The sequence below is a fragment of the Leifsonia sp. EB41 genome, from assembly GCF_041262565.1.
Lineage (GTDB): Bacteria > Actinomycetota > Actinomycetes > Actinomycetales > Microbacteriaceae > Leifsonia.
Window position 1 is genome coordinate 3560207 of record NZ_JBGCCJ010000001.1, and the last position, 19423, is coordinate 3579629.

General features: G+C 71.8%; 18 protein-coding genes and 1 pseudogene. 14 read left to right on the forward strand and 5 right to left on the reverse strand.

Features of this window, described 5'->3' with window-relative positions; translation table 11 throughout:
* Position 1: 1 nt before the first annotated feature.
* The 5 genes from argB (at position 2) to ABH923_RS17565 (ending at position 5340) form a co-directional block, all read left to right on the forward strand.
* Positions 2–922, forward strand: coding sequence for an acetylglutamate kinase (argB, locus tag ABH923_RS17545; protein WP_370056675.1), 921 nt, complete (start codon positions 2–4; stop codon positions 920–922).
* The gene (locus ABH923_RS17550; protein ID WP_370056676.1) at positions 919–2148 is read left to right on the forward strand and encodes an acetylornithine transaminase; all 1230 of its coding nucleotides are present in this window, start codon (positions 919–921) and stop codon (positions 2146–2148) included. The genes argB and ABH923_RS17550 overlap by 4 nt, the downstream gene beginning before the upstream one ends.
* A gap of 52 nt (positions 2149–2200) precedes the next feature.
* Positions 2201–3139 carry an ornithine carbamoyltransferase gene (argF, locus tag ABH923_RS17555; protein ID WP_370056677.1) on the forward strand — a complete coding sequence of 313 codons (939 nt, stop codon included), beginning with the start codon at positions 2201–2203 and terminating at the stop codon, positions 3137–3139.
* Positions 3136–4593, forward strand: coding sequence for an argininosuccinate lyase (argH, locus tag ABH923_RS17560; RefSeq protein ID WP_370056678.1), 1458 nt, complete (start codon positions 3136–3138; stop codon positions 4591–4593). The genes argF and argH overlap by 4 nt, the downstream gene beginning before the upstream one ends.
* Positions 4594–4710: 117 nt before the next feature.
* The gene (locus tag ABH923_RS17565; protein WP_370056679.1) at positions 4711–5340 is read left to right on the forward strand and encodes a DNA-3-methyladenine glycosylase; all 630 of its coding nucleotides are present in this window, start codon (positions 4711–4713) and stop codon (positions 5338–5340) included.
* A 101-nt stretch (positions 5341–5441) separates the two neighbouring features.
* Here the strand turns inward: ABH923_RS17565 and ABH923_RS17570 are convergent, their stop codons facing one another.
* On the reverse strand, positions 5442–6041 hold the full coding sequence (locus ABH923_RS17570; protein WP_370056680.1) for a hypothetical protein: 600 nt from the start codon (positions 6039–6041) through the stop codon (positions 5442–5444).
* The gene (locus ABH923_RS17575) at positions 6038–6664 is read right to left on the reverse strand and encodes a DNA-binding protein (RefSeq protein ID WP_370056681.1); all 627 of its coding nucleotides are present in this window, start codon (positions 6662–6664) and stop codon (positions 6038–6040) included. Before ABH923_RS17575 ends, ABH923_RS17570 begins: the two co-directional genes overlap by 4 nt.
* A gap of 166 nt (positions 6665–6830) precedes the next feature.
* Between ABH923_RS17575 and tyrS the strand changes: the two genes are divergently transcribed.
* On the forward strand, positions 6831–8162 hold the full coding sequence (tyrS, locus tag ABH923_RS17580) for a tyrosine--tRNA ligase (RefSeq protein ID WP_370056682.1): 1332 nt from the start codon (positions 6831–6833) through the stop codon (positions 8160–8162).
* Here tyrS and ABH923_RS17585 read toward each other — a convergent pair.
* Positions 8140–9216 carry a glycosyltransferase gene (locus ABH923_RS17585; RefSeq protein WP_370056683.1) on the reverse strand — a complete coding sequence of 359 codons (1077 nt, stop codon included), beginning with the start codon at positions 9214–9216 and terminating at the stop codon, positions 8140–8142. The two genes, tyrS and ABH923_RS17585, sit on opposite strands and share 23 nt — an antisense overlap.
* A gap of 13 nt (positions 9217–9229) precedes the next feature.
* The gene (locus ABH923_RS17590) at positions 9230–10264 is read right to left on the reverse strand and encodes a glycosyltransferase family 2 protein (RefSeq protein WP_370056684.1); all 1035 of its coding nucleotides are present in this window, start codon (positions 10262–10264) and stop codon (positions 9230–9232) included.
* Here ABH923_RS17590 and ABH923_RS17595 point away from each other — a divergent pair.
* The 8 genes and pseudogenes from ABH923_RS17595 (at position 10248) to xerD (ending at position 18893) form a co-directional block, all read left to right on the forward strand.
* On the forward strand, positions 10248–11726 hold the full coding sequence (locus ABH923_RS17595) for a hypothetical protein (RefSeq protein WP_370056685.1): 1479 nt from the start codon (positions 10248–10250) through the stop codon (positions 11724–11726). The genes ABH923_RS17590 and ABH923_RS17595 overlap by 17 nt on opposite strands.
* Positions 11727–11735: 9 nt before the next feature.
* Positions 11736–11903, forward strand: a complete 168-nt coding sequence (locus ABH923_RS17600) for a hypothetical protein (protein WP_370056687.1) — start codon at positions 11736–11738, stop codon at positions 11901–11903.
* Complete coding sequence (locus tag ABH923_RS17605; RefSeq protein ID WP_370056688.1) at positions 11890–12687, forward strand: TlyA family RNA methyltransferase; 798 nt, start codon at positions 11890–11892, stop codon at positions 12685–12687. The genes ABH923_RS17600 and ABH923_RS17605 overlap by 14 nt, the downstream gene beginning before the upstream one ends.
* A 102-nt stretch (positions 12688–12789) precedes the next feature.
* Positions 12790–13716 carry an NAD kinase gene (locus ABH923_RS17610; protein WP_370056690.1) on the forward strand — a complete coding sequence of 309 codons (927 nt, stop codon included), beginning with the start codon at positions 12790–12792 and terminating at the stop codon, positions 13714–13716.
* A gap of 73 nt (positions 13717–13789) precedes the next feature.
* Entirely contained in the window at positions 13790–15508 is a 1719-nt protein-coding gene (gene recN / locus ABH923_RS17615; RefSeq protein ID WP_370057389.1) for a DNA repair protein RecN, read from the forward strand.
* Positions 15509–15560: 52 nt separating this feature from the next.
* A complete protein-coding gene (locus ABH923_RS17620; protein WP_370057390.1) occupies positions 15561–17321 on the forward strand; it encodes a CTP synthase in 1761 nt (586 codons plus the stop codon).
* On the forward strand, positions 17321–17989 hold the full coding sequence (locus ABH923_RS17625; RefSeq protein WP_370056691.1) for an NUDIX domain-containing protein: 669 nt from the start codon (positions 17321–17323) through the stop codon (positions 17987–17989). The genes ABH923_RS17620 and ABH923_RS17625 overlap by 1 nt, the downstream gene beginning before the upstream one ends.
* Positions 17986–18893 (forward strand): annotated as a pseudogene (gene xerD, locus ABH923_RS17630) (site-specific tyrosine recombinase XerD). Before ABH923_RS17625 ends, xerD begins: the two are co-directional and overlap by 4 nt.
* On the opposite strand, the gene ABH923_RS17635 reads toward xerD, so the two are convergent.
* Positions 18875–19396: a GNAT family N-acetyltransferase gene (locus ABH923_RS17635; RefSeq protein ID WP_370056692.1), complete on the reverse strand. Its 522-nt coding sequence runs from the start codon at positions 19394–19396 to the stop codon at positions 18875–18877. The pseudogene xerD and the gene ABH923_RS17635 overlap by 19 nt on opposite strands.
* Between the last annotated feature and the right edge of the window lie 27 nt (positions 19397–19423).

The following is a 19423-nucleotide window of genomic DNA, read 5'->3' on the forward strand; positions in this document are numbered from 1 at the left end:
GATGACGACAGAGACCGACGACAACGACACCGCGCTGGCCGCCGAGCGCGCCGCCGCGGCGGACAAGGCCGCGACCCTCATCGAGTCGCTGCCGTGGCTGAAGACCTTCCACGACCGCATCATCGTGGTGAAGTTCGGCGGCAACGCGATGGTGAACGAGGACCTCCAGCGCACCTTCGCCGAGGACATCGTCTACCTGCGCTACGCGGGCCTCCGCCCGGTGGTCGTCCATGGCGGCGGACCGCAGATCTCGGCGATGCTCGACCGGCTCGGCATCGAGAGCGAGTTCCGCGGCGGCTACCGCGTGACGACTCCCGAGGCGATGGACGTCGTGCGCATGGTGCTGACCGGTCAGATCAACCGCGACATCGTGAGCAACATCAACAAGCACGGCCCGCTCGCCGCCGGACTTTCCGGGGAGGACGCCGGGCTCTTCCAGGGCCGCAAGCGCGGAGCCGTGGTCGAGGGCGACAAGGTGGACCTCGGCCTGGTCGGCGACGTCATCGGCGTGAACCCGGAGGGCGTGCTCGCCCAGCTCGACGCAGGCCGCATCCCGGTGGTCTCCTCGATCGCGCCGGACATCGACGACCCGGGCCAGGCGCTCAACGTCAACGCCGACGCCGCGGCGGCCGCGCTCGCGGTGGCGCTCGGCGCGGCCAAGCTCGTCATCCTGACCGACGTCGCCGGTCTCTACAGCGACTGGCCGAACCGCGACTCGCTGCTGTCCAAGATCGCGGCGCCGGAGCTGCGCGAGCTGCTCCCGGCCCTGGAGTCGGGCATGATCCCCAAGATGTCGGCCTGTCTGGACGCGGTGGACGGCGGCGTCCCCAAGGCCGCGATCATCGACGGACGGGTGGCGCACTCGATCCTGCTCGAAGTGTTCACGCAGTCCGGAATCGGAACGGAGGTGGTGCCGGCATGACCGCGCAGCTCCCACACAGCACGGACGCGAACACCCGGGGGCGCTGGAAGCCCCGCTTCGGCGACGCCATGATGCGCACGCTGGCGACGCCCAAGGTCATGCTCGTCCGCGGCGAAGGCTGCCGGGTCTGGGACGTCGACGGCAACGAGTACCTCGACTTCCTGGCCGGGATCGCCGTCAACTCGCTGGGCCACGCGCATCCGGCGCTGGTCGAGGCCGTGAGCAGCCAGGTGGCGACGCTCGCGCACGTCTCCAACTATTTCTCCACGCCGCCGCAGCTGGAGCTCGCCGAGCGCCTGCGCGCGATCACCGGCGCGGGCGACCAGGGCCGCATCCTGTTCGGCAACTCGGGGGCGGAGGCCAACGAGGCCGCGTTCAAGCTGGCGCGGCTCAACAAGGGGCCGCACGGGCGGCGCACGCGCGTGCTCGCCCTCCACAACGCCTTCCACGGCCGCACGATGGGCTCGCTCGCGCTCACCGGCAAGCCGCCGATGCGCGAGGCCTTCGAGCCGCTTCCCGGCGGCGTCGAGCACATCGACTCGACCATCCAGGCGCTGGAGGCCGCGATCGACGACCGTGTCGCCGCGCTCTTCGTTGAGCCGATCAAGGGCGAGGCGGGCGTGCTCGACCTCCCGGAGGGCTTCCTGCAGCGCGCCAGGGAGCTCACCGAGCAGCACGGCGCACTGCTGATCATCGACGAGATCCAGACCGGCATCGGCCGGACGGGTCGCTGGTTCGCCTACCAGCACGCCGACATCCTGCCCGACGCGATCACCGTCGCGAAGGGCATCGCCGGGGGAGTGCCGATCGGCGCACTGATCACCTTCGGCCGGGCGTCCGAGCTGTTCAGCCAGGGCCAGCACGGCTCGACCTTCGGCGGCAACCCGCTCGCGACGGCGGCGGGCAACGCGGTGATCGGCGAGATCGAGCGCGCCGACCTGGTCGGCAACGCCGCCCGGCGCGGGGAGGAGCTGCGCGCCGTCCTGCGCTCGTACGACTCGCCGCTGATCGGCGACATCCGCGGCGCCGGCCTCCTGATCGGCGTCGGCCTCACCGATGGCGAGGGGCACAGGCTCTCCGACGCGGCGCTCGCCAACGGCCTCATCATCAACGCGCCGAACGAGTCGAGCATCCGCCTCGCGCCGCCGCTGATCGTGGGCAACGCCGAGCTGGCGGAGTTCCGCGAGCGGTTCGGCCGCGCACTCGCCGACGTGCACGCCTCCTGACCCTCCCACCTCCTGACGAAGACCCCGCTCCGATGCAGACCAAGGACTCCCGATGACACGTCATTTCCTCCGCGACGACGACCTGAGCCCGGCCGAGCAGGCCGAGGTGCTCGACCTGGCCGACCGCCTCAAGGCCGATCGCTTCTCCGCGAAGCCGCTCGCCGGCCCGCAGACCGTCGCCGTCATCTTCGACAAGACCTCGACCCGCACGCGCGTCTCGTTCGCGGCCGGCATCGCCGACCTCGGCGGCAGCCCGCTGATCATCCAGAGCGGCGAGAGCCAGCTCGGCGGCAAGGAGTCGCTGGCCGACACCGCGCGCGTGCTGGAGCGGATGGTCGCCGCGATCGTCTGGCGCACGTTCGCGCAGGCCGGGCTGGAGGAGCTGGCCGAGGGCACGACCGTGCCGGTCGTCAACGCGCTCTCGGACGAGTTCCACCCCTGCCAGATCCTCGCCGACCTGCAGACGGTCCGCGAGCGCAAGGGCCGCACCGAGGGGCTGACGCTCGCCTTCTTCGGGGACGGCGCCAGCAACATGGCGCACTCCTACCTGCTCGGCGGCGCGACCGCGGGCATGCACGTCCGCGTCGCGGCTCCCGCGGCGTACGCGCCGGACGCCGACGTGGTCGCGGACGCGGCCGCCATCGCCGAGCGCACCGGGGGTTCGGTCGCCGTCCTCACCGACGCCAGGGAGGCCGCGGCCGGGGCCGACGTCGTCATCACCGACACCTGGGTGTCGATGGGCAAGGAGGACGAGAAGGCCGAGCGCATCGCCGTCTTCGGCGACTACACGGTGAACGCCGAGCTGATGGGGCTCGCGGCGGACGACGCGGTGTTCCTGCACTGCCTGCCCGCCTACCGCGGCCTGGAGGTCACGGCCGACGTGATCGACGGGCCGCAGTCGGCCGTCTGGGACGAGGCCGAGAACCGCCTCCACGCCCAGAAGGCGCTGCTGGTGTGGCTGCTTGCCAAGAACGAGGAGGGTGCGGCATGACCGCGGACACCACAGACGGCGTCGGCAAGACCGACGAGGGCAAGCTCTGGGGCGCGCGCTTCGCGGGCGGTCCCTCGCCCGAGCTGGCCGCGCTGAGCAAGTCCACCCACTTCGACTGGGCGCTCGCGTCCTACGACATCGCGGGCTCCCGCGCCCACGCCCGCGCGCTCGCGGCGGCGGGCTATCTGGACGACGTCGAGCTGGCCGGGATGCTCGGCGCCCTCGATGTCCTGGAGGCCGACGTGATCTCCGGGTCCTTCGCCGCCGCCGAGAGCGACGAGGACGTCCACGGCGCCCTGGAGCGCGGCCTGATCGAGCGCGCGGGCGCAGACCTCGGCGGCAAGCTGCGCGCCGGCCGGAGCCGCAACGACCAGATCGCGACGCTCGTCCGGCTCTACCTGCGCGACCACGCCGGCATCATCGCCGAGCGCCTGATCGCGCTCATCGACGCGATCGCCGCGCAGGCGGACGCGCATCCCGCCGCGATCATGCCCGGCCGCACCCACCTCCAGCACGCGCAGCCCGTCCTGCTCGCCCACCACCTGCTCGCGCACTGCTGGCCGCTGGTGCGCGACCTGGAGCGGCTCGCGGACTGGGACCGGCGCGCGAACGTCTCGCCGTACGGCTCCGGCGCGCTCGCCGGCTCCACCCTCGGGCTCGACCCGCTGCTGGTCGCCAGGGAGCTCGGCTTCGCCACCAGCTCGGAGAACTCGATCGACGGAACCGCCGCGCGCGACGTCGTGGCCGAGTTCGCCTTCGTCGCCGCGCAGATCGGCGTGGACGTGTCGCGCTTCGCCGAGGAGATCATCCTCTGGAACACGCGCGAGTTCGGCTTCGTGACACTGGACGACTCCTACTCCACGGGCTCGTCGATCATGCCGCAGAAGAAGAACCCGGACATCGCCGAGCTCGCCCGCGGCAAGGCCGGCCGCCTCATCGGCAACCTGACCGGCCTGCTGACCACGCTCAAGGGCCTCCCGCTGGCGTACAACCGCGACCTCCAGGAGGACAAGGAGCCGGTCTTCGACTCGGTGCAGACGCTGGAGGTCGTCCTCCCCGCGTTCGCCGGGATGGTCGCCACGCTCCGCTTCCACACCGACCGGATGGCGGAGCTCGCGCCGCAGGGCTTCTCGCTCGCGACCGATGTCGCCGAGTGGCTGGTCAAGCAGCACGTCCCGTTCCGGAACGCCCACGAGATCACCGGCAGCCTGGTGAAGTTCGCGGAGGACAACGGCCTGGAGCTGAGCGACCTGACCGACGAGCAGCTCGCGGCCGTCTCGCCGCTGCTCACGCCCGAGGTGCGCTCGGTGCTGACCGTCGACGGCTCGGTGGCGAGCCGTACGGGCGCCGGCGGGACCGCTCCCGACCGGGTGGCCGACCAGCTCGCCGCCCTGACCGAGCGCGTCCGCGCACTGACCCGCGCTCTCGTCGCGACGCGACGGGACCTCGGCTGATGGCCGGCAAGCGGCCGGGCTGGCTCATCCCGCTGGTCGTCGTGGTGGCGGTCGCGGTGATCGTCGTCGGCCTGATCGTCACCGTCGTCGCCGGCGGCCGGATCTTCTGAGCCGGGCGTGACGCTCTACCGGCCCGGGCGCGACGTGTTCACCGCGTCGGCGCTGGAGGTCGCCCCGAAGCTGCTCGGCGCGGTGCTCCGCCACGAGACGGAGGAGGGCGTCGTCGCGATCCGCATCAGCGAGGTGGAGGCCTACGTCGGCGACGGCGTCGACCCCGGCTCGCACTCGTTCCGCGGCCGCACCAAGCGCAACGCGGTGATGTACGGCGGCCCCGGTCACCTGTACACGTACTTCACGTACGGGATGCACGTCTGCGCGAACGTCGTGTGCTCGCCCGAGGGGGAGTCGTCGGCGGTGCTGCTGCGGGCGGGGGAGGTCGTGGAGGGCGCCGACCTGGCTGCGCACCGGCGCGGCGGTCCGACCGGCCGGGCCATCCCGGCGCGCGACCTGGCACGCGGGCCCGCGCGCTTCGTCGTCGCGGCAGGCATCCTGCTGTCCGAGAACGGCTCCGACGTGTTCGCTCCGCCGTTCGACCTCCTGCTGCCCAGTGCGCAGCCGCCGTACGAGACCGGTCCGCGCACGGGCGTCTCGGGCGCCGGAGGCAGCATCACGTTCCCCTGGCGCTACTGGCTCCCCGGCGACCCCACCGTCTCCCCATACAAGCGCCACCCCAAATCCCACGCCTGAGCCCCCACCTCCGCCGCCGAGGGGCACGTCGTTGTCACTTTTCGCGCCCGAAAGTGACAACAACGTGCCCCTCGGCGAGGTGGGAGAGGGTGGGAGAGGGGTCAGGCGACGGCGAAGCGGAAGAGGCCGGCGCAGACACAGGCCCAGATCAGGCTGACGAGGGTGCCGATGATGAACCGCTCGCGCGCCTCCGGAGCCTCCAGCTCCGTGAACCGGCCGACACCCTTGATCGCGATGAGGACGCCGAGCGCCTCCGGGAAGCCCGCCATGATCGAGCCGGTGGTCGCGAAGCGCTCCAGATAGCCGATCGTCGTTCCTCCGCGCAGCACCTCGCGCGTCTCCTCCAGCCCGCTGACCCGGTCGTGCACGACGATGCCGCCGTGGACGCCGGGCACCGACGTGCTCCGCGTCGCCAGTGCGAGGGCGAGCTGCGCCGCCGGTCCGCCGCCGACGACGCTGAGCACGAGCGCGACGACGCCGATGAGCACCCGGAAGATCAGGGGAGCACCGTGCTGGGGGAGCGCGACCAGGAGGAACGCGAGCCCGAGCAGGCCGACGGCGGTGTAGACCAGCGGCCGGCGGGGCGTGCGGAGCGTGGCGATCATGCAGCACACCGCGGCGATGGCGCTGATCAGCGCGAGCGCCCACAGAACGATCGGCAGGATGGTGGCGAGGAGCTGCGGCACGGGCAGGGACGTCATCCGGCCTCCGGTCGTTCGGCCGACTGCTGGGCTGCGTCGGCGGTCCCCAACAGCCTAACCAGGGCCGGCTGGGCCGCGAGGTCGGCGCGCAGGCCGGCGGCGCGGGCGCGGTCGTTCGCCGACTGCGGGGTGATGCCGAGCCGCGCGCCGGCCTCCGCCTGGGTCAGCCCGGCGGCGACGAGGTCGTAGAGCTCCCAGCCGGCGTCGCTGCGGGCCGCCCGCAGGGTCAGGAGGAGGCCGACGAGCGCCTCGACGTCGGACGCGGCCTCCGGTGCGGCGACCCCCTCCGCGGCGAAGCGCAGCGGCGTGCGCTTGGCGCGGGTGACCGCGGCGCGCGCGGCGACGAACGCGTCGCCGCTGGCCTCGCGCGTGGCGGCGGGGAGTGGAGAACGCACGTCGCCGATGCCGAGGCCGACGCTCCAGACGTCGCCCCGGGCGAGCGTCAGGACGATGTCGAGGGCGGTGGCGGCGTCGGCGGTGAGCGCCTGGAGCTCGTCGCCGGCGTTCCGGTCGGCGGGGAGCGCGAGCCGGTCGCCGTGGCGCTCGTTCAGCCCGGCGAGCGCGGGCGCGACGATGTCGGGCCGGCTGCGGCTGTCGACCTGGTCTGCGGTGACGACGAACACGGGACCTCCTCGGGCTGCGCTCCGGAACGGTGCGGCGGGGCGCGACATCAGGGCTGTGAGCCTGATCTGCACTCTATCAGGTTCTGAGACCTGATTCAAGCCTCATCAGGCCTGTAGGCCTGATCGAAAGACCGGGCGGAAGGACCGCCGCTGCTACTCTGTGGGAGTGCCAGAAACCGCCGCAACAGCAGACCGGAGCAGCGCAGAGCAGAGGCTCGCAGCGCAGACCAACGACACCACGTTCGACGACGTCTGGGACGAGCTGAAGTGGCGCGGACTCGTCCACGTCTCCACCGACGAGGCCGCGCTCAAGCAGCTCCTCTCCGGCGACCCGATCACGTACTACTGCGGCTTCGACCCGACCGCGCCGAGCCTCCACCTCGGCAACCTCGTGCAGCTCCTGACCATGCGCCGCCTCCAGCTCGCCGGCCACCGGCCGCTCGGCCTCGTCGGCGGCTCCACGGGCCTCATCGGCGACCCGCGGCCCACCGCCGAGCGCACGCTGAACACCAAGGAGACCGTCTCCGAGTGGGTCGGCTACCTCCAGCAGCAGGTCACGCGCTTCCTGTCGTCGGAGGGAGACAACGCCGTCCGGCTGGTCAACAACCTGGACTGGACGGCCCCGCTCTCGGCGATCGACTTCCTGCGCGAGATCGGCAAGCACTTCCGCGTCGGCACGATGCTCAAGAAGGACGCCGTCGCCGCCCGCCTCAACTCCGACGAGGGCATCTCGTACACCGAGTTCAGCTACCAGATCCTGCAGGGCATGGACTTCCTGGAGCTCTACCGCCAGTACGGCTGCGTCCTCCAGACCGGCGGCAGCGATCAGTGGGGCAACCTGACCAGCGGCACCGACCTGATCCGCAAGGTGGAGGGCGTCCACGGCCACGCCATCGGCACGCCGCTGATCACGAACAGCGACGGCACGAAGTTCGGCAAGAGCGAGGGCAACGCGATCTGGCTGGACGCGAGCTTCACGAGCCCCTACGCGATCTACCAGTTCTGGCTCAACGCCGACGACGCCGACGTGATCGACCGCCTCAAGGTCTTCACCTTCCTCCACCGCACCGAGATCGAGCGCCTGGAGCGAGCGGTCGCCGAGGAGCCCTTCCGCCGCGAGGCCCAGCGCACGCTGGCCTTCGAGGTGACGGCACTCATCCACGGCGCGGAGGCGACCGAGGCCGTCATCGCGGCATCCGAGGCCCTCTTCGGCCAGGGTGACCTGGCCGGCCAGGACCGCGGCATCCTCGAGTCGGCGCTGCGCGAGCTCCCCAACACCACGACAGCGTCTTCCACGACCATCGCCCAGGCCCTGGTCGACACCGAGCTCACCAAGAGCCTCGGCGAGGCCCGACGCGCGGTCGCCCAGGGCGGCGTGTACGTGAACAACGCGAAGGTGGAGGACGCGGAAGCGGCGGTCGGGGACCACCTGCTGCCGGGCGGGATGGTCGTGCTGCGGCGGGGGAAGAAGACGCTCAGCGGCGTGTTCGTGGAGTAGTGCGGGAGCGCCGCTCGGCGATCACCGCGAGGAACTCGTCGAACCGCCTGCGCACGTAGTCCTCCAGCCGGTCCGCGATCTCGGGGTCGTAGGGAAGCCGGTTCCGGTGTGCGTGGAGATCATCGAGCGTCCGGGCGAGCGCGGCCTCGTCATCGATCGCGATGAGGAGTTCGCCAGCGACGCCGACGATCTCCTCCAGCGCAGGACTCGACCGCGTCACGACGGTCCGGCCGGCGGCGAGCCCCTGCCAAAGCTTGTTGGCGAGAACGCTCCTCGCCTTCGGGGAGTCGCCGAAGACGCCGAGAACCACGTCGTGCCGGTGGACCGTGCGGATCAGCTCCTCGTGCGTCAGCCACGAGACGAAGTGGCAGCGCCCAGCCAGGCCGAGGGTGTCGATGGACGAATGGAGCTCGGCCATCCGCTCCGGCGCGGCCGCGATCACGAGGGTGAGCGTGATCGACGGATCGGTGCGAGCGAGGGCCTTCATGACGAACGGGACGCCGTGCAGCGGCAGCATTCCGCCCGAGTAGAGCACCCGAAGCCCGTCGCCCGACGGCGGCGGAGGTTCGGGGAGGACCCACTGCGGCGAGCCGACGGGAAGTGTCATCACCTGCGTTCCCGGCACACGGTCCCTGATCGCCTGCGCGCGCTGGTCCGTGTCGATGAGGAACACGTCGGAGAGGGTCCGGGCCACCCGATCCACGACCCGGCAGCCGAGCGCGGTGATCGAGCGCGGGGAGGCCCTCGCCCAGTCCTCGATGACCGTCTCGTATTTGCCCACGAACCCGTCGACCACGAGCAGCGCCCGGTTCAGGCGTGCGACCACCCAGGCCGCCGGGACGAACGGCAGGGAGAACTCCGGGACGATGACCGCATCGCTGCCGCGTCCGGCCGTGAAGCTGCGCCACAGGTCACGGAGCAGCCGCACCGGTTTCGGCCCGTCGGTCACACGATCCACGACGCGGACCTCGTGACCGGCGGCGAGCAGAGCCGCCCGGACACGCTCGTTCCGCGGGTAGGCGCGATCCTCGACACGCAGGTAGGTGATCTTCACTGTGATTCGTCCTTCATGTGCGGGCCAAGCGTGACCGCAGGGAGCGGAGTGCGTCGAGTGTCCCGAGTGCGGTGCGGAGGGCGACGGGGAGCAGCGGCGGAGCGACCCTCAGGAGGACCATTGCCGCTGCCAGGGGCCGGGACCTGCCGGCGACCGCGCGGAGGTCGAGGGGACGCGCCCAGCCGGAAGCGGCGCGGACGGTCTCGCCCATGACGGGGCGGGGGACTCCCCAGCGGACCGCGGTGTTGACGGACGCGAGGCAGAGGAATCGCGCGGTGAACGTGTCGCGTTCCGCGGCCGTCGCGAAGGACCCGAGCAGGCTGAGCACGGAGTCGTGCGCGCTCGCGAGCGCGTGGATGTCGGGCGTGCGGGACCGCGTGATCGACCCCGGTTGGCGACGGTAGACATACACGACATCCGGAATGACGCGGATCGCCTTCGCCCCCTCGACCGCGCGTGCGACCCCGACGATGTCGCTCTGGGAGACCTGGAGGGGAAAGGGATCGACGCCGAGAACGTCCCGGCGGAACAGCTTGGACCAGAGGAAGCCGTGGATCGTCCCGTCGACGATCATCCGGGCGCCCGCCTCCCGCGAGATGGTCCGGGGCTCCGCTTCGGCGATGCCGTCCACGAGGCGACGGTCGCCCGCTCCGGGCCCCCACGCGAAGTCGGCGCGGGCGAACACGACATCCGCCTCACCCGCGCTGGCGAGCAGGGTGGCCAGCCCTGCGCCGGACCACTCGTCGTCGTGATCGACGAACCAGATCAACTCGCCCCGGGCCAGGCGGAGCGCTTCGTTCCGGCGGGCGGCGATCCCCGCCGACTCGGCATGGCGGACGAGGGTGATCGACGGGGAGCCGTCGAAGGCGGCGGCGAGCGCCCCGCCGGTGCCGTCGGTCGACCCGTCGTCGATCACGACGGCGTCGATGCCGGGAGGGCTGACGGCGTCGAGGAGCCGTTCCGCCATGACGGGGACACCGTCTCCGGCGTTCCGCACGCCGATGATGATGGTCGCGGTGAGCGAGGGAGGGATGTCGCGGGTGGTCACTGTGCGTCCTTGCGGGCTGGAGGCCATGTCGAACGATACGATATGCTACACGGCAAATCTGACCGGAAGATTTCTCCGATCAGCTCGCCTCGACGAATCGACCGCCGTGAAGTCTCGTTCCGCACGCACCAGACCTGTTACCGGGTTACGGGTCCGCTTCGTGGCGAGCGCGTTCCTGAGCTACCTGGCTGTGCCGCTTTTGAACGCGGTGTCCCCGCTGCTCGCGCTGCCGGCGATCACCGCCTCCTTCGGCGGATCGGCCTGGGCGGCGGTCGCTGTCGGCCAATCGCTGGGAGGGACGGCGGGCGTGATCGTCGAGCTCGGTTGGGGGCTTTCCGGGAGCCAACGGGCCGCGCGCATGTCGGCGCGCAATCGCGCGAACGCGTTCGGTGTATCCCTCGTGGCGAAGACGATCGTCGGCGTTCCCGTGATCGGCGCCGCCGTCGCGCTGGCGGTCCTCCTCGCCCCTGGCGGCTATGCCCTGGTGACGGCCGGCGTCACAGCCGCAGCGGCGATCGCGATGTTCTCCGGGGCCTGGATCTTCATCGGGATCCTCAAGCCGCGCCTCTTCCTGTACACGGAGGTCCTGCCCCGGTCGGCGTTGATCGCGGTCTCTGCCGTTGCGATCGACGCGGGGGGACCGTTGTGGGCGTACCCCGCGGCTCTCCTGCTTGCGGCGGTGTCAGCGCCGTTGGCCGGCGCTCTCGTGCTCGGGCTTCGGTTCCGGGACTTCACGACGCTGAGCCCTCGTCGGCTCGTCCGTGTCATCGGATTCCAGCGCACGGCGTTGAGCTCGAGTGTGTTCTCCAGCGTCTACATCTCGCTCGGGACGACGATCGCCACCCTGGGATCGGTGAATGCCACCCTGCTTTTCGCCTCCGTGGACCGCCTGCAGCGCATGCTCCAGCAGTTCATGCGCACCCAGAGCTTCTTATTCAAGGGGTGGGTCGGTCGCGAAGTGGAACCGGGTCTGAGAGTCCATCGGGCCGTGCGTGCGTCGATTGCGAGCGCGGCTGTCGGCGTCGTGTGCGGCCTCCTCTTCGCAATGACCGCCCCGTGGATCGCCGACCTCGTCTTCTCCGGAACGGTGCGCGTCCCGACACTCGCTGCTGTGATCGCCGGCATCAGCATCGCGACCATCTGCACGACCATGTCGACGGGTCCTGTGCTCCTGGTCTCGCTCGGCCGGGTGAGGGCGATCGCCACGTCGGCGGCGGTGGGCGCGGTCGTCGGTCTGCCCGGCATCTTCTTCGGAGCGATGCTGTTCGGCGGGACGGGGGCTCTCGCGGGGCAGCTGGTCGCGGAGGCCTCGGTGCTGATCGTGCAGCTCGCCGCCGCACGGCGACGGCTTCGGGAGCTCCGCGGACACGGGCGCCGGCCTCTTTCGCGGCCGGACGGGGCGGACCCGGCCGACGCGGGCGGGCCGCTGCCCCTCCCCGGCGACGCGGCGAATCCGGTGTAGCGTGTTCGCATGCCGGAGAACACCGCCGGCGTCGCGTCGGACGATGGCGACGCCCTCGTCGAACGCCTGGAACTGATCGAGGGCCAGCCGCTCGCGGAGCGCGCCGAGGCGTACGCGCACCTGCACGAGTCCCTGCAGGCCCGGCTGGAAGGCAGCGATCGGCGTGGCGGGAACTGAGCGTCTCGACGTCGCCCTGGTCACCCGTGGTCTCGCCTCGTCGCGCACGCGCGCCGCATCGCTGATCGCCGACGGCCTGGTGACCGTCGACGGGAGGCCCGTGGTGCGTGCGTCCGCCAAGGTGGGCGACGGGCAGGAGCTCGTCGTCGCCGGCGCCGACCACTACGTGAGCCGGGGCGCCCACAAGCTGATCGCGGCGCTCGACGCCTTCGAGGTCCCCGTCGCCGGGCGGGTCGCCCTCGACGCCGGCGCCTCCACGGGCGGGTTCAGCCAGGTGCTGCTGGAACGTGGAGCGCGGCTGGTGGTCGCGGTGGACGTCGGGCACGGGCAGCTCGACCCGCGGTTGGAGGGCGCCGAACGGCTGCGGTCGTTCGAGGGCGTGAACGTACGCTCCCTCGACGCGGCGTCATTCGCCGCGCTTGTGGGCGACGGGGTCGAGCCTCAGCTCGTCGTCGCCGATCTGTCGTTCATCTCGCTGACCCACGTCCTCCCGGCGCTGCGGTCGGTCGCATCCGGCGATGCCGACTTCGTTCTGCTGATCAAGCCGCAGTTCGAGGTGGGCAGGCAGGGGGTGCGCGAGGGTATCGTCACCGACCCTGGGCTGCGGCTCGATGCCGTCGAGCGCGTGCTCTGGGCCGCGCATGACGTGGGCCTCGGCACGGCCGGTGTGATGGCCTCTCCGATCGCCGGCACCCACGGCAACCACGAGTTCCTCGCCTGGTTCCGCGCCGACGCGCCCGATCCGTCCGCGTCGCGCGAGGTTCTCCTCCACCTCTCGCCCTGAGTGAACGTTCTCCACAATCTCCCCGTCTCCAGCACATCCCCGCCCGAAAACCGACAGAATAGTGGGACGGCCCGGAACCGGGCGGACGCAGAGGGAGGCGACGTGGCGGCATCGGGTGACGCGCAGCGATACATTCTCGTCGTCGCGCACACCGGCCGTCAGGACTCCCTCGACGCCGGCGTGCAGGTGTGCAGGCAGCTCATCACCGCGGGCGTCGTGCCGGTGCTCAGCGAGGACGAGCGGCGCGACCTGCTCGCCGCGGAGCCCGACCTCGACGCTGTCGCCGTGCTCGGCGACGAGGTGCAGGCGAGCGACCTGGAGCTGGTGATCGTGCTCGGCGGCGACGGCACCATCCTGCGCGCGGCCGAGCTCGTCCGAGGCTGCACGGCGCCGCTGCTCGGCGTCAACCTCGGGCACGTGGGCTTCCTCGCCGAGAGCGAGCGCGACGATCTCGAGATCGCCGTCGCGCGCGGCCTCGCGAAGGACTACGAGGTGGAGGAGCGCATGACGCTCTCCGCCCGCGTCAAGGTCGGCAAGGAGGTCGTCTACGAGAGCTGGGCGCTCAACGAGGCGACCGTCGAGAAGGCCAGCAGGGAGCGGATGCTGGAGGTCGTCATCGAGGTCGACGGGCGGCCGATGTCGAGCTTCGGCTGCGACGGTGTCGTGATGTCGACGCCGACCGGGTCCACCGCCTACTCGTTCTCGGCCGGCGGACCGGTGGTCTGGCCCGGCGTCGCCGCACTGCTGCTCGTGCCGCTCAGCGCGCACGCCCTGTTCTCGCGGCCGCTCGTGGTCGACGCCGACTCGTCGCTCGCCATCGAGCTGCTCGACCGCGCGGGCGGGGAGGGCATCCTCTGGTGCGACGGCCGCCGCCAGTTCGACCTGCCGCGCGGCTCGCGCGTCGTCGTGCGGCGCTCGCCCATCCCGGTGCGGCTGGCGCGTCTGCACCCTGGGCCGTTCACCGACCGGCTCGTGCACAAGTTCGACCTCCCGGTGACGGGATGGCGGGGGCCGGCCGGACGTGACTGAGCGCTCAACCACCCGCGCCGTCGCGGGTCGCACGAAGAAATCCAGCACAGCGGCACCCGCACCACGCGGCGGCATCGACGAGATCTCCATCCGCGACCTCGGCGTCATCGCGGAGGCCGCGCTGCCGCTCGGGCCCGGGTTCACGGCGATCACCGGCGAGACCGGCGCGGGCAAGACGATGGTCGTGTCGGCGCTCGGCCTCCTGCTGGGCGAGCGCGCCGACACCGGCGCGGTCCGGCTCGGCAGCGCACAGGCCTGGGTCGAGGGCCGCTGGCGCGTCGAGGAGCCGGGGGAGGTCGTGGAGCGCGTCCGTGACGCCGGCGGCGACGTCGACCCGCTCGGCGACGGCGCGGCGGAGCTCGTGCTGAGCCGGTCGGTGTCGGCGGAGGGCCGGTCGCGGGCGGTGGTCGGCGGACGGAGCGCGCCGGTGAGCGTGCTGACCGAGCTCGGTGAGCAGCTCGTCGTGGTGCACGGCCAGTCCGACCAGCTCCGGCTGCGGTCGGCCGTGGCCCAGCGCGAGGCGCTCGACCGCTTCGCTGGGCCCGACCTCGCGAGCGCGCTCGACGGCTACGTACAGGTGTTCCACCGCTGGCGCGACAACGAGACCGAGCTGGACGAGCTCCTCGCCGACCGGGACCGGCGCGCACGGGAGGCCGACGACCTCCGGGTCGCGATGGCCGAGATCGAGGCCGTGGCGCCGCAGCCGGGCGAGGACGCCGAGCTCGGTGAGCGCGCCGAACGGCTCACGAACCTCGAGGAGCTGCGGCTCGCCGCCTCCGGTGCGCGCGAGCTGCTCTCGGCCGAGGAGTCCGACGAGCCCGACGTGGTCGGCCTCCTGGAGGCCGCGCGCCGCCAGGTCGAGCGCGTCGCGCCGCACGACGCCGAACTCGCCCCGACCGTGGAGGCCGTCGCCAACCTCAGCTACCTGGCCTCCGACATCGCCGCGCAGCTCTCCACCTACCTCGCGACACTCGACACCGACGGCTCGCGCGAGCTGGAGGCCGTCCAGGAGCGCCGGGCGGAGCTGTCCACGCTCGTCCGCAAGTACGGGCCGACCCTGGACGACGTGATCAGCACGCTGGAGACCGGGAGTCTGCGGCTGCTGGAGCTCGACGGCGACGCCGACCGCATCGAAGAGCTCACGGACGAGGTGGCGGCCGACAAGGCACTCGTGGTGGAGCTCGCCGCCGGGCTGAGCGAACGTCGCAGGGTCGCAGCGGAGCGGCTCTCCGCCGCGGTCTCCGACGAGCTGTCCGCCCTCGCCATGCCGGACGCCCGCGTGGTCGTGGAGGTCACCCAGCGCGACGAGGCCGACCCGCAGAGCTACACGGCGAGCGGCCGCGACCAGGTCGCCATCCTGCTGCGCCCGCACCCGGGCGCCGAGCCGCGACCGCTCGGCAAGGGCGCGTCCGGGGGCGAGCTCTCGCGCGTCATGCTCGCCATCGAGGTCGTCATCGCGGCGACCGACCCGGTGCCGACCTTCATCTTCGACGAGGTGGACGCCGGCGTCGGCGGCGCGTCGGCGATCGAGATCGGCCGCCGTCTCGCACGCCTGGCCGAGAGCGCGCAGGTGATCGTCGTGACCCACCTCGCGCAGGTGGCGGCGTTCGCGAACAACCACCTCACGGTCGTCAAGGGCAACGACGGGGCGGTCACGGCCTCCAGCGTCCGCCGGCTCGACGGGGAGGAGCGGATCGCGGAGATGGCGCGGCTGCTGTCCGGCCTGCCCGACTCCGAGAGCGGGCTCACGCACGCGCGCGAACTCGTGGACATGGCGGCGTCCGCACGCTGAGCCGCGACACGCGCGGGACTCCCCGTTGCAGGTGATAAGCTGCAAGCCCGTGGTGGATAATTCAGACGCGGCTCAGACCAACAGCAAAAACGGCACTACCAAGCACATCTTCGTGACAGGTGGTGTCGTTTCTTCGTTGGGGAAGGGCCTCACGGCCGCCTCCCTCGGAAATCTCCTGACAGCCCGCGGTCTCCGCGTGGTCATGCAGAAGCTCGACCCGTACCTCAACGTGGACCCGGGGACGATGAACCCGTTCCAGCACGGCGAGGTCTTCGTCACGGACGACGGGGCGGAGACCGACCTCGACATCGGCCACTACGAGCGCTTCCTCGACATCAACCTCTCCCAGTCGGCGAACGTCACCACCGGCCAGATCTACTCGAACGTGATCGCCAAGGAGCGCCGCGGCGAGTACCTGGGCGACACCGTCCAGGTCATCCCGCACATCACCGACGAGATCAAGCGCCGGATGCGCCTCCAGGCCCAGCCGGGACCGGACGGCGAGCCGGCGCCGGACGTCATCATCACCGAGATCGGCGGCACGGTCGGCGACATCGAGTCGCAGCCGTTCATCGAGTCCGCCCGCCAGGTGCGCCACGAGCTCGGCCGCAAGAACTGCTTCTTCGTGCACGTCTCGCTCGTACCGTTCATGAACGCCTCCGGCGAGCAGAAGACCAAGCCCACCCAGCACTCCGTGGCGGCGCTGCGCTCCATCGGCATCCAGCCGGACGCGCTCGTGCTGCGCAGCGACCGGCCGGTGTCCGAGTCGAACAAGCGCAAGATCGCGCTGATGTGCGACGTGGACGAGCAGGCCGTCGTCAACGCGGTGGACGTGCCCAGCATCTACGACATCCCGACCATGCTGCATGAGCAGGGCCTAGACGCCTACATCATCGACCAGCTCGGCCTGGACAAGGCCGCAGATGTCGACTGGCACGGCTGGGCCCGCCTCCTGGAGGCCGTGCACGACCCCAAGCACGAGGTCACGATCGGTCTGGTCGGCAAGTACATCGACCTCCCGGACGCCTACCTGTCGGTCACCGAGGCGCTGCGCGCGGGCGGCTTCGCCCACCGCACCAAGGTGAAGCTCAAGTGGATCCCGTCCGACGAGTGCCAGACGCCGGAGGGCGCGGCCGCCCAGCTCGGCGACGTCGACGCGATCTGCGTGCCGGGCGGCTTCGGCGTGCGCGGCATCGAGGGCAAGGTGGGCGCGCTGAAGTTCGCCCGCGAGAACGGCATCCCGGCGCTCGGCCTGTGCCTCGGCCTGCAGTGCATGGTCATCGAGTACGCGCGCCACGAGGCGGGCCTCGCCGGCGCGTCGTCGTCGGAGTTCGACCCGGAGACCGAGTTCCCGGTGATCGCCACGATGGCCGAGCAGGTCGAGATCATCGCGGGCGGCGACCTGGGCGGCACCATGCGTCTGGGCCTCTACCCGGCGGTCCTCGCCGACGGCTCTCTCGCGGCCGACCTGTACGGCGCTCCGGAGGCCAGCGAGCGTCACCGCCACCGCTACGAGGTCAACAACAACTACCGCGAGCAGATCGCCGACGCCGGCCTCTGGTTCTCCGGCACCTCGCCGGACGGCCACCTGGTCGAGTACGTGGAGCTGCCGCGTGACGTGCACCCGTTCTACATCGGCACCCAGGCCCACCCGGAGCTGCGGTCGCGCCCGAACCACGCGCACCCGCTGTTCGCCGGGCTCGTCGGCGCCGCGCTCGACCGGCAGAAGGCCAGCCTCCTGTTCGAGGTCGCCGCGGACGACGAGGTCGGCGCCGCGGTCGAGGGCGCGGTCGAAGTCGGCGCGGACGCCTGATGGCGGACGGCGGCGCGTTCCGCGACGAGCCGTTCCGTCCGCAGGTCGTCTCGTCGGAGGTCCCCTTCGACGGCAAGATCTGGGACGTGCGGCGCGACACCTTCCGCTACAACGGCGAGGACATCACCCGCGAGTACGTCGACCACACGGGCGCCGTCGCGGTGCTCGCGCTGGACGACCAGGACCGGGTGCTGCTGATCAAGCAGTACCGGCATCCCGTGCGGTACCGCGACTGGGAGGTCCCGGCCGGGCTCCTCGACATCACCGGTGAGGACCCGCTGATCGCGGCGCAGCGCGAGCTGGCGGAGGAGGCCGACCTCCAGGCCGATCGCTGGAACGTGCTGACCGACGTCTTCACGAGCCCCGGCGGCAACGACGAAGCCATCCGCGTCTACCTGGCGCGCGGGGTGCGGGCCACCGCCGAGGCATTCGAGCGCGAGGCGGAGGAGGCCGACATCGAGGTGGCGTGGGTGCCGCTGGAAGACGCCGTCGATGCGGTGCTCGAGCGGCGCGTCCACAACGCGGTGCTGATCATCGCGGTGCTCGCCGCGCGGGTCGCCCGCGAGAAGGGCTGGGCGAGCCTCGGTGCCGCCGACGCGCCGTGGCCGAGCCATCCGAAGCTGGCCGCGGTCGAGGCCGAGACCGCCGGGCAGAGCGCCGCGGGATGACCGTCGCGGCGGACGCGGACGCCTTCCTGAGGCACGTCGCCATCGAGCGCGGCCTCTCGGCGAACACCGTCGCCGCGTACCGGCGCGACCTCACGGTCTACACGGTCTGGCTCGACGGCGAGGGCGTCGCCGATATCCGGGAGGTCCAGCCGGTGACGGTCTCGACCTACCTCGCCCACCTCGGCTCACGCGAGGAGTCGCCGCTGACCGCGACCTCCCTCGCCCGGATGCTGTCGACCGTCAGAGGCTTCCACCGGTTCCTGCTGGAGGAGGGCCGTGTGGAGGTGGACGCGGCCCGGGACATCCGCCCGCCCAAGCTGCCAAGCACCCTCCCGAAGGCGATCACCGTCGACCAGGTCGCCGCCCTGTTGGCGGCCACCGACGGCGACGAGCTGGACCACCTCCGCGACAAGGCGCTGCTGGAGCTGATGTACGCGACCGGCGCGCGCGTAAGCGAAGCGGTCGGCCTCAACGTGGACGACGTGATCGACACCGACGTGGTGCGCCTCACCGGCAAGGGTGCCAAGCAGCGGATCGTGCCGCTCGGCAGCTTCGCGCAGACCGCGGTCGCCGCCTACCTGGTGCGGGCGCGTCCTGTGCTGTCGGCGCGGGGGAGGGCGACGCCCGCGCTGTTCCTCGGGATGCGCGGGGCGCGGCTGTCGCGCCAGAACGTCTGGCTGATCATCCGGGCCGCCGCCGAGCGCGCCCAGCTCGGCGTCGAGGTCTCGCCGCACACCCTCCGGCACTCGTTCGCCACCCACCTGCTGGCGGGCGGCGCGGACGTGCGCGTGGTGCAGGAGCTGCTCGGCCACTCCTCGGTCGCGCGACGACGCAGATCTACACGCTGGTGACGGCGGACGCGCTGCGGGATGTGTACGTGACGGCTCACCCGCGGGCGCGGTGACGCCCCCGCGGCGCCTTCCGGTACAGCCAGACCAGGACCTTCCCGCCCTCGCCCGTCACGCGCGACGGCCGGAAGCCGAGCTTGTCGAGGATGCGGAAGGACGGCGCGTTCCAGCTCCCCACCACCGCCCACAGCACAGGGAACCCGGCGTCGAACGCCGCGTCGGCCACCGCCGCGGCCGCCTCGGTCGCGTAGCCGCTGCCGACGTGCCGGCGGAGCAGCTCGTACGCGAGCTCCGGCTGCGCGGCGCTCGCTCGCTTCGTGACCAGACCGCAGTAACCGATCGCCTCGCCGGTGTCGGCGAGCTCGACCGCGTACAGCCCGAAGCCGGCCTCATCGGCAGCGCTGCGCTGCGCGTCCAGCCGGTCGCGCTCCTCCTCGACCGTCCGGGTCTCCTGGGAGGGGTCCTCGGCGATCAGCGCCAGGTTCCACTCCGCGTCGCGCCCGTCGCGGAGACGGAGGCGCAGGCGCTCGGTGGCGAGCTCGGCTGGCATCGTCGGCATCCGCACAGCGTACGCCTACGACCGGCA